We start from the raw sequence: 14,993 nt of genomic DNA, 5'->3' as shown, positions 1-14,993 counted from the left end.
TTCGTCCAGCACATGCGAGATCAGCTCGCCCATGTCCACCTGCTGGTACGCCGCCGAACTGATACCTGCCTCCAGCCGCGCCAGATCCAGCAATTGCTCGGCCAGCCGATTGCTGCGGCGCGCGGTTTCCAGCAGCTGCTGCAGCGCCGCGTCCTTGGCCTCCAGCGTGGGTGCGCGCAGCGCGACCTCGGCGTAGGCATGCAGCGCAGACAGCGGGGTACGCAGTTCGTGCGCGGTGTCGGCCACGAAATCGCGCTCGGCCTGCACGGTCTTCTCCACGCGGGCCAGCAGCGAATTGAAGGAGCCGATCAGCGGGCGAATCTCGTCCGGCACCTGCGCCAGCGGCACCGGTTCGGTTTCCAGCCCGGTGCGTTGCGCGATCGCGCTGGAAATGGCGCGCAGCGGTGCGAGCGAAGTGCGTACCGCCCACCACACCAGCACGCCCAATACGCCCAGTTGCAAGGTATTGAGCACCATCGCAATCAAGGTCTGCTTGAAGCTCATGCGCGAGGACACATTGCCGATCGGGGGGGGGGGCGCATCGACCGCGGCCGGCGGCTCCGGTTGCGTATCGAAGCGGTGCTCCAGCGCGTCGGGCAGGGCGCTGATCAACTGGTCGCCGAACATGTTGAGCTCCTGCTCGAACACGCTGTGATGGCCCTGGGTGACCAGGGCGACCAGGATCCACAACGAAGTGGACCAGCTCAACAACACGATTGCCGCCAGCGCCGCCAGCATGCGTGCCTGCAGCGATCTCATTCCGGCGCCTTGCCGACCATGTAGCCCTGGCCATACACCGTGGAGATCAGCTCATCGCCCAGCTTGCGGCGCAGCTGGTGCACGTACACCGCAATCATGTTGCTGCCGCCTTCGGACGGGCGCCGTAGACGCCTTCTTCCAGTTGATCCTTGGTGACCACGCGCCCGGCGCGTTCCATCAGCGCCAGCAGCAGGCGGTATTCGTGCGCGCTCAGCGCCACCTACTTGCCGTTGCGGGTGACCTTGCGGCTGCTCGGGTCCACGCAGACATCGCCCTGCGTGAGCAGCGGCACCACGCGGCCCTGGCTGCGCCGGGTGATCGCACGCAGCCGCGCCATCAGCTCGTCGAACTGGAACGGCTTGACCAGGTAGTCGTCGGCACCGGCATCCAGGCCGCGGATGCGGTCGGTGAGCTGGCCGCGCGCGGTCAGTGCGATCACCGGGGTGGCGTCGTAATGGCCGCGCATGAAGCGGATCACCGTCAGCCCGGAGTCGCCTGGCAGGCCGATTCCAGCAGCACCGCGGTGTAGCGGTGGTCCACCAGCACGGTCTTGGCGGCATTGGCGCTGCCGACGTGGTCGATGGTCCAGGACCGCTGGCGCACGCCATCGCAGATCGCGTTGGCCAGCATGGTGTCGTCTTCGACAAGCCGCAGGTGCATAGGTGTTCCGCCGGGCCCAGGGCCAGTCCGAGATCGGCAGCACTGTCGGAGATGGTCGTTGGGCAAAGATTAGTGCATGGCCCGCAGGGCCGTTACAGGCGGCCGGCAGCCTTGCCCGTTGCGCAAGGCCCCAGGGCCACCACGCAGGCGCTAGCGCTGCAGGATGGCGCGCAGTGCCGCTTCCAGGCGGACGTACCGGAAGCGGAAGCCGGCCTCCAGGGCGCGTTGCGGCAGCACGCGCTGGCTGACCAGCAGCAGCTCGGCCATCTCGCCGAAGCCCAGCCGCAGCAGGCTGGCCGGCAGCGCCAGCAGCGCCGGGCGATGCAGCACGTGGGCCAGGGTGCGCGCGAACTCGGCATTGGTGACCGGGGTTGGCGCGGTGGCGTTGTAGGCGCCGGCCCGGCCGTGTTCCAGCAACCACAGCAGCAAGGCCACCATGTCGGCGCGATGGATCCAGCTCATCCAGTGGCGGCCATCGCCGAACGGGCCACCGCCACCGAAGCGGAACGCCGGCAGCATGCGCGCCAGGGCGCCGCCGTCGCGGTCGAGCACGATGCCGGTGCGCACCCAGCTCACGCGCGGGCCGAGCGCGGCGATCCTGGCCGCTTCGGCTTCCCAGTTGCGGCACAGCTGTGCAGAGAAATCGTCGCCGGCGTGGTCCGCCTCGGTCAGGACGCTGTCGCCCCGCTCGCCGTAATAGCCCACCGCCGAGCCGGAAATCAGCACCGCCGGGCGCCGTTCGGCCGGCTGCTGCGCGATCCAGGCATGCAGCTGGCCGGTGATGCCCAGGCGCGATGCGCGGAAGCGCTGCTTGCGCGCATCGCTCCAGCGGCCGGCCGCCAGCGGCTCGCCCGCCAGATTGATGACCGCATCGGCCTGCACCCCGTCCAGCGTGTCCACCACGGTCATGCCGGGCAGGCGACGCGCTGCGCGCCGCAGGTCGCGGGTCAACACGCTGACCTGGTGCCCGGCCTGCACCAGTGCCGGACACAAGGCCTGGCCGATGAACCCGGTGCCGCCGGTGATGAGCACCTGCATGGGACATTCCTGCGCCGAATCGATGCGGCACGATAGGCCAGCGCTGCCTGCTGCAAAGTGAAGTCGCTGCTGCACACGCTGCGATGGCCGCATGCGGCACCAGGACGGCGGCCGGGCGGGACGCGTCAGACGTGTAAGGCGCAAACGCCAACGCGCCGGACAGGCCGGCGCGTTGGATGCTTGCAGACGCTGTAACAGGCTCAGCGCGAAGAGGACACCGCGTGGGCACGCTCGAAGTGCGCCGACACCACGCGCCGGCTTTCTTCCAGATGCTGCTTGACCGGCGCGCTTTCGGCGGCGGGCAGCAGTTCGGCATCGATGATCTTGATGGTGTCGCCGTGGTCGCTGACCATCGTGCGCAGGAAGGCATTGCGGTAGGCGTCCTTGCCATCGGGCAGGGTCGCTGTCTTTGCCAGTGCGTCTACCGCTGCCTTGCCCTTGGCGCGCATTGCGTCGGCGCGCGGGCTGTCGGTGGCACCCAGTGCCTTGCTCTTTTCCAGGTTGGCTTCGTGGTCGTGCAGCAGCTGCTTGGCGAAGGTGTCGGTGGCGCCACCCAGATCCTGGGAGATGGCCTGCTTGGCCAGCGCGATTTCGTTTTCATCCAGCGCCGCCAGCACGCCGAGCACGGCGGGATCGCCCTTTGCCAGTTCGGTAGCACCGGTGCCGCTGACCGGTGCGGCGGTCGGCTCGGGCGATACGGCCGGCGCAGTCCGCGAGGCGTCGCCGCCGGGGCGATCGCAGGCGGTCAGGGAGAGCACGGCAAGGAACGATGTCGCGACAAGTAGGGATTTCATGGAGGTCCTAAAAGAATGCGGCCAATACTGCCGACGGTGAAATGCAAAGGAGCCGCTACGCGGCTCCGGTGAGATGCGGAAGTGGCGCCCGCCGGTCAGGCCAGCTGCGCCTGACCGGCTGCGCCAAGGCCCAACGATCTGGCTGGCGTACGCACGCTGTCCTGTGCGGTGCGGCACACGCGCGCCATGCGTGCGGTGCGCTCGCGAATCAGCGCGTGTTCGCTGGCCGGGGCACTGCCCAACAAGCTGGCGACATGGAAGCCCAGGATGTCCTCCGCGCGGTCGCCCTGGTCGCTGACGATGTGCGGAACCAGCCGCTCCAATCGCTCCAGCTCCTGCTGCACTTGATACGGGGTTTTCATGATGCTCTCCAATGAGTAACGGTCCTGCTCAATACGTGCCGCTCAACTATTGCGTGCACCCAGCCGCTGCCAGCAATCGGTAGCCAACTGTTCGTAGTTGGACTGGGTGCTGGATGAGATGAAGTGATGCTCCAGGCGGTCGCGAAACAGGCGCAGACGTTCCTGATCGCTCGAGCGCGGCGCCTGCAGATAGATATCGCAGGCCATTTTCACCACCGGGGACAATTCGCTGAACTTGCCGGCACCCAGGTTGCCCTGTGCATGCCGCGCCTGCCAATGCGCGATTTCGGCTTGTACATCGATGACGGATGGGTCTCTGCTCATGACTTCGCGTGGTCCGGGTTAAACAAACTTGACATGCAGGGTAACTGCGGCTGTGTCAACGAATGATCATCGAACCCGACTATTCCACGCACTTCAGCAGCGTGTGCTTAATTGGTCAGCTTGCATTTGCGCCTCTACACGCTGCGTATGCAGGCCATGTCGCGCATGACGTGTGCAGTTGCGATCAAGGCCATGGCGTCGTGCTTAGGGAACCTCTGAACAACTCTTGGCGTTGCGAGCGAACTTGGGATTTCGCTTGATCACGACAATCTCCGTTGCTGAAAATCAATCACTTACGCGTGATGGCTCCAACCTCAGGCGTCGATCAGAAGTCTATCGAGGAGTTGTTCAGAGCTTCCTTAGCAACAGCCAGCAATCGATTGCATTGGCTGAAATGTCGGCAATCGAGGTGTGAGGCTTGCCATCGCGCATCGGCTGGTAGCTGCGTTGAGCGCGAGAAAACAGTTGCGAAATGCCGCAATTTACGGAAGATTCTGAATCGTTCCACACTTGTATAACGTCCGATGCTTAGGATGCGCAATGACGTAATGGAGATGAGAGTACTCAGGATGCAGGACAGCGAAAGCAGTCGCAAGCCGCAACCCGCCAGCGGGACCCCCGAAGCACGCGTGTGGTGGCATGCCTTATTGGAATTGCGTGGGGGACGTATCGCCATCAGCTTGATCGTCGTCCTCGTGATCGTGTTTGCGTTCTACCTGACGCTGAAATAATTCCACGTTTCGGCACCAGCGTAGCGTTGCATCCACGCCTGCGCGTGTCTCGACCGTTTAAACAAGCCACAACGGCACGCGGCTCGACGCTGCGAGGGGAGACGTGATGGCGCGCAAGCAGTATTGCCATGTCGTGGGGCATGTCACCCGGCCGGTTCCCGAGTACGGCCATGAGCGTGCCACGCACGCCTGGGTGTGCGGCGAAATCGCACGGTTGCTGGACGTGCGCAGCGCAGGGCAAGCCGGCGACTTCAGGCATGGTGTCCCGGAGACCGTTTTCCATGTGCCCGATGAGACCTTGACGTGGGAACAAGCGCATGGACTCGGTATCGATGACGCGGCGGACCTGCTGGGCGGTATCGTGCCGCATGCGTTCCTGGCGACCAAGGTGATCGGCCATCCGCTGATTGCCGATCACGCAGACAGCATCGCCGGATGGAACCAGGCGCTGGCCACCGCCTTGATCCCGGCCACATTGGCGGGCTATACGGTGTTTTCGCGCACCGATGCCCTGCATGCCTTGGAGATCCTGCTGCCGGACGGTGGCGTGCGACTCAAATTGCCGACTGGCGTGGGCGGCGCCGGCCAATGGCGCATCGCCGGTGCAGCGCACCTCGCGCAGGTGCTGGACAGCCTGCCGGAGCACTATCTGGGCACGCATGGCGCGGTGCTGGAGCGCAATATCCTGCAGCCGGTGACGCACAGCGTGGGCGAGCTCTGCGTTGCCGGTGTCCAGATCGCCTATTACGGCACGCAATGCAGCGTGCGCAATGCGCAGGATGAAGAGGTCTACGGCGGCTCGTCGCTGCATGTATATCGCGGATCGCTCGAGGCCCTGGCCGCGGCCGCGCTACCGCCCCTGCAACAGCGCGTGGTCGAACAGGCCTGCAGATACGATCGATTCATCACCGCCGCCTATCCTGGGTTGCACATCTCGCGGCGCAACTACGACGTGGTCAGCGGCAACGACGGCAAGGGCGGCGCGGTTTGCGGTGTGCTGGAGCAATCCTGGCGCGTCGGTGGCGCGACACCGGCCGAGCTCGCCGCGATCTCCCGCTTTCAGGATGACACCAGCCTGCAGTGGGTGCACGCATCCACGCATGAGATCTATCAGGGCGAACCGCCCGCGGATGCGCAGATCTACTACCGCGCAGAACGCGCCGGGCCGGGTCCGCGCTTCAAATACAGGAGGGTATCCACCCCATAATGGAAGCGAAACTTTCCAGCATCCAGATCCCGGTCGACCAGGACGAACTCAGCGGCACCTTGCTGACGCCCACCGGCATTCCTGCCGTGTTGTTCGTCCATGGCTGGGGCGGCAGCCAGCACCACAGCCTGGTGCGCGCGCGCGAAGCGGTCGGCCTGGGCTGCATCTGCATGACCTTCGACCTGCGCGGTCACGAGGGCTATGCGTCGATGCGCCAGAGCGTGACACGCGCGCAAAACCTGGACGACATCAAGGCCGCCTACGATCAGCTTGCCGGCCTGCCGTATGTCGATCCGCAGTCGATCGCGGTGGTCGGGCTCAGTTACGGCGGCTACCTGTCGGCATTGCTGACGCGCGAACGTCCGGTGGAATGGCTGGCGTTGCGCTCGCCCGCGCTCTACAAGGACGAGCACTGGGATCGTCCCAAGGTGAGCCTCAACGCCGATCCGGAGTTGATGGACTACCGGCAACGCGTGCTGACCCCTGACGACAATATCGCCCTGGCGGCCTGTGCCGATTACAGGGGCGATGTGCTGCTGGTGGAGGCGCAGCACGATGTGATCGTGCCGCATCCGGTGTTGCGCAACTACGCCAACGCCTTCGTCAACGCGCGCTCGCTGAGCGCGCGCATGATTGCCGGTGCCGATCACGCATTGAGCGTCAAGGAACACCAGCAGGAATACACACGCATGCTGATCGACTGGCTGACCGAAATGGTGGTCGGTCGGCGTATCGCCCTGGCCAAGGAAGTGGTGGCCGCGCGCAAGCACAGGCTCAAGCAGCAAAGCGATGCGGGGGCCTCGCCAGGGCAGGGCGCACCCGAGTTCCGTGGCGATATCCGTGCGGTGGAGAACAGCTCCAGCTGATGTGCGCGTTTGCCAAAGGCGCCTCGTACCCGGCAATAGTTTCGACAAAAGAACGGGCCCGACGGGCCCGTTCTTTTTTGTCAGCTTGGCTGGGTGCCGGGCTGCAATACCTCAGACGCGCGGGTCGGTCGGATTGCGACGTGCCGCCTCATCGTGATGCTCGGAATCGAAGGCTTCGCGCACTGCATGCTTGGCCTTTTCCCAGCTCAGGCGCGAGTTGGACTTGAAACGGTCCCAGCCATCGCCCAGGTCGCGTTCCAGATGGTCGTCCCACTGGCGGCCTGCATGTTGTTGACGCGCCTGCATGCCATAACGATAAGCCGGACGATAATCGTCGTAGGAATACGCGGCATCGCGGTAGCTGGCGCTGTCGAAGCGGCCCTCGTAATGCGTGTCGCCCGCGCGATAGACGCTGTGGGTACGATCGGCGCGCTCCCAGGCATCGCGCGCGGCAAGGCGCGCCTCTTCCCACTCCAGCCGCGATTCGCCGCGATTGCGCGGCCACTCGCCGGCCAGGGTCGCTTCGGTTTCTTCCCAGGTGCTGGTCGGCCGCGTTTCGCGCGCCTGCAGGCCAAAGCCGTAGACGGTGGCGTAATCGCGGTCGTAATCGGTGCCTTGCTTGTAGTAGGGACGGTGCTGATGTTCCTGGCGCCAGTACTCGGTTTCCACCGTGGGATCCAGGCGCTCGGCCACGCCCTTGCCAGCTGCAGCGCCGGCCACCACGCCCACCGCAGCGCCGATCAAGGTGCCCAGCGGGCCAAACACCGTGCCGGCCAGCGCACCGGCGGCAGCGCCGCCTGCAACGCCACCCACACCCACACCCACCGGATGCGACCCGGGTGCACCGGAGATCGGATCGCGATTCAGATCCTGCGCTTCGGCCTTGCGTTCCTGCTTGTCGAGAGGGGTGTCGTGGTTGCTCATGTCGTCTCCGGGGCGGCTGTAGGTGCGTCTGTCGAGCAGATCGCGAACGTGGCGCCACCTTGGCCAGAAAGGAGTGAAACGCGCGTGCTTTGACGTGAGTGCCACCGCGACAAGGCTGAACTGTGCATCTGTCGCTCTGGATGAGCTTGCTGACGCCAGGTTGCGACCCTGCGCTCAGGCACGTTCACCCATGCGCGGCATGGACGACGGCGTGACCTCGGCTTATTGGTGTGGGCGGATAATCTCGACCACGTCGTCAGCCGATAACGCCAGGCTTCTTTCCGCAAAGCGGTGGTGTGTAGAAAGTGCGAGCGTAGCGCGCTGCAGGTCGTTGAAATGCCGTCCTACCCAAGCGGGCGCTGCAGCTGTTGCAGCGATCGCTGATTCCGGTTGGTTGCGCGGAATGCAGCACTTGCGACGATGTCGCTGCACGGGCGCCCGAGCGACGCTCCAGGCGGCAACGCAGGTGTATTGCGCCACCATGACCACAAGGTCATTGACGCACTGACAGTGCAGACGTGCGATGCAATCCATCCGCAGCCAGCCAGGCTGCAGCGCTCAACGATCAACGATCAACGATCAACGATCAAGCGTCATTGATGAAAGCGGAGCAGGCGCGCAGCTTCCAAGGTCAAACCACGCTCACCCGCCGTGCGTGCCCAAGGTGCGCGCGCCTGTCAGGATCATGCGCAGCATCTGCGAGATCTGTTCGATCAGCTCGGGATCTTTTTCCGGCGGCGAGTCCATCGCCACCGCGCCCATCGCAAACACCAGCCGGGTGATCGCCTTGGACACCAGCGCCGGTACATGCAGCTTGGCGTTGTCGGCGGCGGCCAGGCGGATCAGGTCCACCCGCAGCTCGTCTTCGAAATAGCTGAGCTCGCGCTCCACCGCCTGCTTGAATGCATCCGAGCCCACTGCGCCCTCGCGCAGCAGCACATGCAGCAACTTGTCGTCGGCGCGCAGCTGCTCCATGAAGGCTTCGACCGACACGCGGATGACGCTGCGGTCGGTGGAGGTGGCGCGCTGGCGGGCCTGGCCGATGATGGTGCGCAACGAGCGCCCGGCCAGATCGATCAAGGCCACCGCCAGCTCGTCCATGTCACGGAACTGGCGATAGAAGCTGTTCGGCGCGATGCCGGCTTCGCGTGCCACCTCGCGCAGGCTCAGCGTGGACAGGCTGCGGTGCGGTCCGATCAGCGACAGCGCCGCGGCGATCAGGTCCTCGCGTGAAATCGCCGGCTTGCGTGACGGCGGCGCGTCGTGGGAAGGCAGGGCGATGGATGTCATGGGGCGGCAGCCGGGCGTGGGTCTGAATCATAGCCCCTCCAGCCAATATACAAGTGTATACACGCCTGTGCATGCATGCGTATAGTGCGAACCATGAGCCCGGCATCTCCTCCCAAGTCCAAGTCCCCGTTGCCGACGCGTCTGGCGCGCCGGCTGGTGTCGCCGCAGTTGTTCGACTTCTGGGCAACCCGGCTCAACCCGCTGTGGACGCTGGAACGGCCGATGGCCCGCCTGGTCGCGCGCACGGCCGCCAGTCGGGACGCGGTGACCCTGGTGCTGCGGCCCAATGGCCACTGGCAGGGCCTGCAGGCCGGCCAGCATGTGAGCCTGGGTGTGGAGATTGATGGCCGCCGCCTGCTGCGCAGCTACAGCCCGACCGTGCTGGCCGATGGCCGCCTGGCGATCACCGTCAAGGCGATCGAGGGCGGGCTGGTCAGCCGCTACCTGGCCGGCGCTGCGCCGATCGGGACGGTGGTGTCGCTGGATCCGGCCTTCGGCGACATGCTGCTGCCGACCACCCCGACGCCGCTGTTGCTGCTGGCGGCCGGCTCGGGCATCACCCCGATGCGCGCGCTGCTGCAGGCCGCCGCGCAGGCCGGCATGCCGATGGACGTGGACCTGCTGTATTGGGTGCGCCAGCGCGACGAAGCCTGCTTTGTCGACGAATTCGAGGCGATGGCCGCCGCGCATCCGCGCTTGCGCGTGCGGCTGCTGACCACCCGCGAAGGCGCCACGCCGGCGGCGCGCATCGATACCCATCCGTTGGAGCAGATCGCCGATCTCTCCAGCCGCCACGTCATGGTCTGCGGCCCGGGCGGTTTCGTGCAGGCGGCGCGTGCGCGCCTGCAGGGCCGCGTGGCCGCATTCCAGGCCGAAGCCTTCAGCGTGCCGACGCTGGAAGACGGCGAAACCGGTGACGTGCAGGTCCAGCTGTCACGCAGCGGCCGTACGCTCAGCCTGCCGCGCGGCCAGTCGCTGCTGGAAGGACTGGAAGCGCAAGGCCTGCGCCCGAAATACGGCTGCCGCATGGGCATCTGCAACAGCTGCGCCTGCGCGCGCCAGTCCGGCACCACGCGCCACCTGTTGACCGGCGAGCGCAGCAACGAACCCACCGCACAGGTCCGCCTGTGCATCAGTGCCCCGAGCACTGACCTGATCCTGGATCTGTAAGGAATCTTCATGAGCCGAGTCCACAACCGCGCCCTGTCCGCTGCCGAACTGCAGTCCTTCGGCGACGAGCTCGATGCCATCCGCGCCCGCGTGCAGAGCCAGGTCGGCGCCGCCGATGCGCGTTACATCCGCCGCATCGTGGCGGCGGTGCGCTGGACCGGCGTGGCCGGTCGCGCGCTGCTGTTCCTGGGCGCGTTCGTGCACAGCGTGCTGATCCCGGCGTGGATCGCCGGCGTGCTGCTGCTGACCCTGTCCAAGATCCTGGAGAACATGGAGCTGGGCCACAACGTCATGCACGGCCAGTACGACTGGATGGGCGACCCGCAGCTCAACGGCAACACCTACGAGTGGGACATCGTTGCCACCGGCGACAACTGGCGCAAGACGCACAACTTCAAGCACCACACCTACACCAATGTGCGCGGCATGGACGACGACATCGGCTACGGCCTGCTGCGCATCTTCCCCGAACAGCGCTGGCGCCCGTTCTACCTGCTGCAGCCCTTCATCGCGGTGGTGTTCGCGCTGCTGTTCGAATGGGGCGTGGCGATCCAGGACCTGCGTCTGGGCCGCTGGTTCGCCGGCAAGATGAAGGCGGCCGAATTGCGCGCCTCGTTCCTTCCTGTGGGCCGCAAGATGGGCCGCCAGATGCTCAAGGACTACATCGTGTTCCCGCTGCTGGCCGGCCCGTTCTTCCTGACCGTGCTGCTGGGCAATCTTGCCGCCAACGTGCTGCGCAGCATCTGGACCTTCGTGATCATCTTCTGCGGCCACTTCACCGCCGATGCGGAAGTGTTCCCGAAGGAGTCGATCCGCAACGAGTCGCGCGGCCACTGGTATCTGCGTCAGCTGCGGGGTTCCTCGAACCTCACCGGCGGCAAGCTGATGAACGTGCTGTCGGGCAATCTGAGCCACCAGATCGAGCATCACTTCTACCCGGACCTGCCGGCCAATCGCTACGCGCAGATCGCGGTCGAGGTGAAGCAGGTCTGTGCGCGCTACGGCCAGCACTACAACACCGGCTCGCTGCCGCGTCAGTTCGGCCAGGTGATGTGGCGGATCGTGCGGCACGCGTTCCCGAGCCGGCCCAAGCCGGTACGCCGCCAACGCGAAGGCGCCCTGCAAAGCGCCTGATCGAACGGGCCGCCATCATTGGCGGCCTTTTTTCGGGGCCAGTTCGGCCTGCTCGCCACGCCAGCTCGCGTATCGTCCGGCGCGCAGCAGCGGTGGTTGCGACAGTGCTGAACACCTTCGCTGCGGTGCGCGCATGCCGTGCGCGCGCATGGGCCAGTGCCCTGCCTGGATCGCCGTGGCCGTTGGTCCACTGCGCGTCGTGACGGCCCAGGTCAGTGCGCTCTGCCGTAGCGGTCCTGCTCAGTGCGCAGCGCCGCGCATCAGCGCGTGGTAGGCGATGAAGCCGGTGGCCGGCAGCGCGCGCGAGAACAGCCAGCCCTGCGCCAGGTCCACGCCGTGCGCGCGCAGGTAGTCCAGCTGTTCCTGCCGTTCCACGCCTTCGGCAATGGTGCGCAACTGCAGCGTCTTGGCCATGTCGATGATGTGCGAGGTCACCGCGCTGGTGGCCGAGTGGGTGCCGATGGTATCCACGAACGACTTGTCGATCTTCAGCGCATCCAGCGGCAGCCCTTGCAGGTATTGCAGGCTCGAGTACCCGGTGCCGAAGTCGTCGATCGACACCGTGTGGCCGGCACCGCGCAGATGGGTGATGGTGGTGCGTGCCGCTTCGATGTCCATCAGGCTGCGTTCGGTCGCTTCCACCCACACCTGCCCGCTTTCCACGCCGGTGCCATGCAGCGCCTGGGCAAGCACGGTCTGCACACGGCCGCTCTTGATGTCTTCGGCGGAGACATTGATGGCCACGTGCAGGGAAGGGTCGCTCGCCAGGGTGGGGCCGAGGTCGCGGATGACTTCGGCCACCACCAGGTCGGTGATCGGCAGGATCAAGCCGCTTTCTTCGGCCAGCGGGATGAAGGCATCGGGCGGGATCAGCACGCCATCGGATTGCTGCCAGCGCACCAGCGCCTCGGCACCGACGCAGACGCCGGTATCGAGCGCGATGATCGGCTGGTAGTGCACCACGAACTCGTTGCGCTGGACGGCGATTTCCAGCCGCGCCAACGGCGACAACCGCCGCCGCGATATCCAGATCACCAGGCTGACCAACAGCAATGCCAGCGCAATGCCGACCGGCACCACCTGCAGCCGTGCGGCCGCCAGCGGCCCGCGTAAATAGGCCACCGGCTCGGTAACGACGGCGGCCCAGTCGCCGCGGCGGTCGCGGCCGGACAACACCTGGGCATCTGCGCCGGTGCCGGAGGCATCGGTCGGCGGTGCGATCAGCAGCCGCTCCGCAGCGGTGCCGGTACTGCTCAGTATCTGCCCGTCCGGCGTGCCGATCGCCAACTGCAGGCCGGGCGGCAGATTGATGTCGGTCAGCGTGGTCGGATTGATCAGGACGTTGTAGTCCCCCAGTTGCAGGGCCATCAGCGGGTGTTGCGGATTGGCCAGCGGGCGCAGCCGCGTGGTGACCGCAATGCCGCGCTTGACCACGAAGTCGGCAGTGGTGTGTGCAACCGTTTGCGGGGATGGCCCCCACGAGGTGCAGCGCAGCCGGCCTTGCTGCATGTATCCCAGTTCGACGATGTAGTGACTGGCCAGCACCAGCGCGCGCATCTGCGCCAGCTGCGACTGCGAGCAGGGCGGCAGTTGCGATGCGCCCATGCTCAGAAGCGCGCCATGGGCCTCGTTGAAGGCGGTGTCGGTACGCCGGATCGACAGTGCCGCGAGCTGCGCGAGCTTGCTTTCCTCGCGCTCCAGCGCCAGCCGCCAGGCCAGGTAGTAGGACAGGCTGACCGGAAGCATTGCGCACAGCACTACCAGCAACACGGTCAGACTGATGATGCGTTGACGCTTCACCTCACCACCCACATCTGTGTGGAGGGATGCTCACGCACGACAGCCCGTGCACAGCGACGCGGACGCGCATCGCCCCACGAAAGCCACGGCGTGGCAACCCCGCACGCGGACATGCCGCGCGAGGACGGTGAAGACAGAGACGGTGGACTGTTGAGGCGGCACGTCGCGAATGTACGACAGACGCGTGGGTTGCGCGCGTTCGCGGAGCGAAGCAGACGTGATTTTTTGCAGACGACGATGCCGGGCGACAAGGCAACAGGCCTTGTCAATGGATTCACGCGCCTGCACCAGCCAGCGCGCTAGGGTCGGGTTGCCTGTGCTCCCAAGCGGGAGCCGCGGCGCCATCCGGCCTCGTGCAAGGCACTCTCCCTGGAGGAATCACCATGACAACGCAGAAAGAGCGCGTCGGCGGCACCGATGCGGTGCCGATCTTCAAGATGCAGGAAACCACCCGCGATGGCGAGCTGACCAAGTACGTGGTCGGCGACACCGGCGTCGCCTTCGACAGCCTGGAAGGCGCGCAGGCTGCAGCCAAGGATCTGGGCACGCTCAACGGTTGAGTCGGGCTGCGATCCGCTCGCCAGTCGTCGAACACCACAGAGGTGGGAGCTGGCAGGTCGAGGGGGCGCGGTGCCCCCACCGCTTGCGGGACACGCCGTGAATCCCTGAGTGACCCGTGGCTGCCATCCATGCCGCCAGGGGCCCCGCAAGCGGCAGGGGCAGCGCACTAGCGAGTTGGTCGGCTGCTTTCTCGAAAGCCTGTTCCTGAGCTTGCGGCGGGCACACGAGACGTCTGTCGGTTGCGCGTTGAAAACCTCTCTGCTGCGCGGCTTATGCGGGGCAGCCGGTGGCATACACAGTGATCCGAACAACCCATGTCTTGCCTTGCTTGCCCGCGCCCACCGGCCATCTCCACTGGTCCTTGCCTGCCTACCGTCGCAGGACCTTACGCGGCATGGGTGCCGCGTCAGCGCCGACAGGCACGTACTTGCGGCGTGTCCTGCGATGGTGGGCGGGCGAGGGCCCTGCAGCCAAGCCGCAGCTCAGCCGCTTTAGGGTCTGGCTCGACAGTCGAGCTATCCGCAACCCCAATCTCCAGACACACCAGACATTCGCTGGTCCAGGGTGCGCGCCTTCGCCAGGGATGTCGAAGGCTGCTGTGTGAGCTTGGCGCAGCAGTCAGGTAAGTGGCTGCTCGGTCAGCCGCCCGGTGTGCGGGGTGTGGATCAGCGGGGCCAGATCGAAGCCCTGTTCGCGCGCGTGCGCCAGATAGGCCTGGGTAATGTTTTCGTCCAGCTGCGGCAGCCTCGCCAGCAGCCACAGATACTTGCGGTCGGGGCCACCGACCAGCGCAGCGGTGTAGTCCGCATCGATGCGCATCACCCAGTAGTCGCCTTTGGTGAAAGGAATCCAGCGCAGGCCCTCGGGCAGGAAGGTGACCTCCAGTCGTGCATTGCTGTCGTCGATGGCGCGCGCTTCGCCGATCGCTTCTTCCAGCTCGCCCTCAGCGCTCAGGCAGCGGTTCTGCACCCGCACCCTGCCATCGTCCTGCAACGAATAGTGCGCCGACACATCGGTGCAATCGGCATCCTCGAAGCGAATCGGCAGCCGTGCGATTTCGTACCAGGTGCCCAGATAGCGATTCAGATCCAGGGACGGGACGGTGACTAGGTCGGGAAGTCGGCTCATGGCGGCCTCTGCGCAGTGGTGTGGCGGACGTTGTACGTGCATGGCCATGAAATGGATGTTGCGGGCGCTGGAGAGGGCGTGTGGACGTACCGGCGAATGCTGTGCTGCCCGATGGAGCACGTGCACGCACCCTGCAGACGAACCGGCAGCAGATAGTGCTGCGATGGATGCAGCGATCGATCGCATTGCCGTCTCGAACTCCTGAGCGTCACAACGAAGCCGCGCGGCATCGTCGTACGGTGGAC

At 65.8% G+C, this 14,993-nt stretch carries 14 protein-coding genes and 2 pseudogenes; 6 read left to right on the top strand and 10 right to left on the bottom strand.

Annotation, left to right across the window (positions count from 1 at the left end; translation table 11 throughout):
- The 6 genes and pseudogenes from XarbCFBP7408_RS12845 to XarbCFBP7408_RS12820 all read right to left on the bottom strand — a co-directional run.
- Positions 1-759, bottom strand: a pseudogene (locus tag XarbCFBP7408_RS12845) (histidine kinase dimerization/phospho-acceptor domain-containing protein); the annotation flags it as partial.
- Positions 756-1,419: pseudogene (locus tag XarbCFBP7408_RS12840) on the bottom strand (response regulator transcription factor). The pseudogenes XarbCFBP7408_RS12840 and XarbCFBP7408_RS12845, both read right to left, overlap by 4 nt.
- Before the next feature lie 150 nt (positions 1,420-1,569).
- Positions 1,570-2,457, bottom strand: a complete 888-nt coding sequence (locus tag XarbCFBP7408_RS12835; protein WP_104563285.1) for a TIGR01777 family oxidoreductase — start codon at positions 2,455-2,457, stop codon at positions 1,570-1,572.
- A 200-nt stretch (positions 2,458-2,657) separates the two neighbouring features.
- Positions 2,658-3,251 (bottom strand): DUF4142 domain-containing protein, encoded by a 594-nt coding sequence (locus XarbCFBP7408_RS12830; protein WP_104563284.1) that lies wholly within the window; start codon positions 3,249-3,251, stop codon positions 2,658-2,660.
- Positions 3,252-3,346: 95 nt separating this feature from the next.
- On the bottom strand, positions 3,347-3,613 hold the full coding sequence (locus XarbCFBP7408_RS12825) for a hypothetical protein (RefSeq protein WP_181106514.1): 267 nt from the start codon (positions 3,611-3,613) through the stop codon (positions 3,347-3,349).
- A gap of 42 nt (positions 3,614-3,655) precedes the next feature.
- Positions 3,656-3,937, bottom strand: a complete 282-nt coding sequence (locus XarbCFBP7408_RS12820; RefSeq protein ID WP_003486531.1) for a hypothetical protein — start codon at positions 3,935-3,937, stop codon at positions 3,656-3,658.
- A 569-nt stretch (positions 3,938-4,506) separates the two neighbouring features.
- Here XarbCFBP7408_RS12820 and XarbCFBP7408_RS22770 point away from each other — a divergent pair.
- From XarbCFBP7408_RS22770 to XarbCFBP7408_RS12805, 3 genes are all read left to right on the top strand, one after another.
- Positions 4,507-4,668, top strand: coding sequence for a hypothetical protein (locus tag XarbCFBP7408_RS22770; RefSeq protein WP_181106512.1), 162 nt, complete (start codon positions 4,507-4,509; stop codon positions 4,666-4,668).
- A gap of 106 nt (positions 4,669-4,774) precedes the next feature.
- Positions 4,775-5,875: a DUF3182 family protein gene (locus XarbCFBP7408_RS12810; RefSeq protein ID WP_104563281.1), complete on the top strand. Its 1,101-nt coding sequence runs from the start codon at positions 4,775-4,777 to the stop codon at positions 5,873-5,875.
- Positions 5,875-6,741 (top strand): alpha/beta hydrolase family protein, encoded by an 867-nt coding sequence (locus XarbCFBP7408_RS12805; RefSeq protein WP_104563280.1) that lies wholly within the window; start codon positions 5,875-5,877, stop codon positions 6,739-6,741. Before XarbCFBP7408_RS12810 ends, XarbCFBP7408_RS12805 begins: the two co-directional genes overlap by 1 nt.
- A 111-nt stretch (positions 6,742-6,852) precedes the next feature.
- On the opposite strand, the gene XarbCFBP7408_RS12800 is transcribed toward XarbCFBP7408_RS12805, so the two are convergent.
- Together XarbCFBP7408_RS12800 and fabR are read right to left on the bottom strand one after the other, a co-directional pair.
- The gene (locus tag XarbCFBP7408_RS12800) at positions 6,853-7,665 is read right to left on the bottom strand and encodes a hypothetical protein (protein ID WP_104563279.1); all 813 of its coding nucleotides are present in this window, start codon (positions 7,663-7,665) and stop codon (positions 6,853-6,855) included.
- A gap of 642 nt (positions 7,666-8,307) precedes the next feature.
- Positions 8,308-8,955, bottom strand: a complete 648-nt coding sequence (gene fabR / locus XarbCFBP7408_RS12795) for an HTH-type transcriptional repressor FabR (protein ID WP_104563278.1) — start codon at positions 8,953-8,955, stop codon at positions 8,308-8,310.
- A gap of 93 nt (positions 8,956-9,048) precedes the next feature.
- On the opposite strand from fabR, the gene XarbCFBP7408_RS12790 reads away from it, so the two are divergent.
- Entirely contained in the window at positions 9,049-10,125 is a 1,077-nt protein-coding gene (locus XarbCFBP7408_RS12790; RefSeq protein ID WP_104563277.1) for a ferredoxin reductase, read from the top strand.
- A 9-nt stretch (positions 10,126-10,134) separates the two neighbouring features.
- A complete protein-coding gene (locus XarbCFBP7408_RS12785) occupies positions 10,135-11,259 on the top strand; it encodes a fatty acid desaturase family protein (protein ID WP_104563276.1) in 1,125 nt (374 codons plus the stop codon).
- 240 nt (positions 11,260-11,499) lie between these two features.
- On the opposite strand, the gene XarbCFBP7408_RS12780 is transcribed toward XarbCFBP7408_RS12785, so the two are convergent.
- Entirely contained in the window at positions 11,500-13,059 is a 1,560-nt protein-coding gene (locus XarbCFBP7408_RS12780) for an EAL domain-containing protein (RefSeq protein ID WP_104563275.1), read from the bottom strand.
- A gap of 383 nt (positions 13,060-13,442) precedes the next feature.
- Between XarbCFBP7408_RS12780 and XarbCFBP7408_RS12775 the strand changes: the two genes are divergently transcribed.
- Complete coding sequence (locus tag XarbCFBP7408_RS12775; protein ID WP_010374782.1) at positions 13,443-13,619, top strand: hypothetical protein; 177 nt, start codon at positions 13,443-13,445, stop codon at positions 13,617-13,619.
- A gap of 619 nt (positions 13,620-14,238) precedes the next feature.
- On the opposite strand, the gene XarbCFBP7408_RS12765 is transcribed toward XarbCFBP7408_RS12775, so the two are convergent.
- Complete coding sequence (locus tag XarbCFBP7408_RS12765; protein WP_219820273.1) at positions 14,239-14,748, bottom strand: lipocalin family protein; 510 nt, start codon at positions 14,746-14,748, stop codon at positions 14,239-14,241.
- Between the last annotated feature and the right edge of the window lie 245 nt (positions 14,749-14,993).

The organism is Xanthomonas arboricola pv. guizotiae (assembly GCF_002940205.1).
Classification (GTDB): domain Bacteria; phylum Pseudomonadota; class Gammaproteobacteria; order Xanthomonadales; family Xanthomonadaceae; genus Xanthomonas; species Xanthomonas arboricola_C.
The sequence above is the reverse complement of the archived record's forward strand: the minus strand, read 5'-3'. Positions and strand labels throughout refer to the sequence as shown.

Excerpts from the sequence above, each read along its gene's own strand:
- XarbCFBP7408_RS12805 (WP_104563280.1), top strand. The coding sequence starts at position 5,875 with ATGGAAGCGAAACTTTCCAGCATCCAGATCCCGGTCGACCAGGACGAA.
- XarbCFBP7408_RS12765 (WP_219820273.1), bottom strand. The coding sequence starts at position 14,748 with ATGAGCCGACTTCCCGACCTAGTCACCGTCCCGTCCCTGGATCTGAAT.
- XarbCFBP7408_RS12800 (WP_104563279.1), bottom strand. The coding sequence starts at position 7,665 with ATGAGCAACCACGACACCCCTCTCGACAAGCAGGAACGCAAGGCCGAA.
- XarbCFBP7408_RS12830 (WP_104563284.1), bottom strand. The coding sequence starts at position 3,251 with ATGAAATCCCTACTTGTCGCGACATCGTTCCTTGCCGTGCTCTCCCTG.
- fabR (WP_104563278.1), bottom strand. The coding sequence starts at position 8,955 with ATGACATCCATCGCCCTGCCTTCCCACGACGCGCCGCCGTCACGCAAG.
- XarbCFBP7408_RS12785 (WP_104563276.1), top strand. The coding sequence starts at position 10,135 with ATGAGCCGAGTCCACAACCGCGCCCTGTCCGCTGCCGAACTGCAGTCC.
- XarbCFBP7408_RS22770 (WP_181106512.1), top strand. The coding sequence starts at position 4,507 with ATGCAGGACAGCGAAAGCAGTCGCAAGCCGCAACCCGCCAGCGGGACC.
- XarbCFBP7408_RS12810 (WP_104563281.1), top strand. The coding sequence starts at position 4,775 with ATGGCGCGCAAGCAGTATTGCCATGTCGTGGGGCATGTCACCCGGCCG.
- XarbCFBP7408_RS12825 (WP_181106514.1), bottom strand. The coding sequence starts at position 3,613 with ATGAAAACCCCGTATCAAGTGCAGCAGGAGCTGGAGCGATTGGAGCGG.
- XarbCFBP7408_RS12820 (WP_003486531.1), bottom strand. The coding sequence starts at position 3,937 with ATGAGCAGAGACCCATCCGTCATCGATGTACAAGCCGAAATCGCGCAT.
- XarbCFBP7408_RS12790 (WP_104563277.1), top strand. The coding sequence starts at position 9,049 with ATGAGCCCGGCATCTCCTCCCAAGTCCAAGTCCCCGTTGCCGACGCGT.
- XarbCFBP7408_RS12775 (WP_010374782.1), top strand. The coding sequence starts at position 13,443 with ATGACAACGCAGAAAGAGCGCGTCGGCGGCACCGATGCGGTGCCGATC.
- XarbCFBP7408_RS12835 (WP_104563285.1), bottom strand. The coding sequence starts at position 2,457 with ATGCAGGTGCTCATCACCGGCGGCACCGGGTTCATCGGCCAGGCCTTG.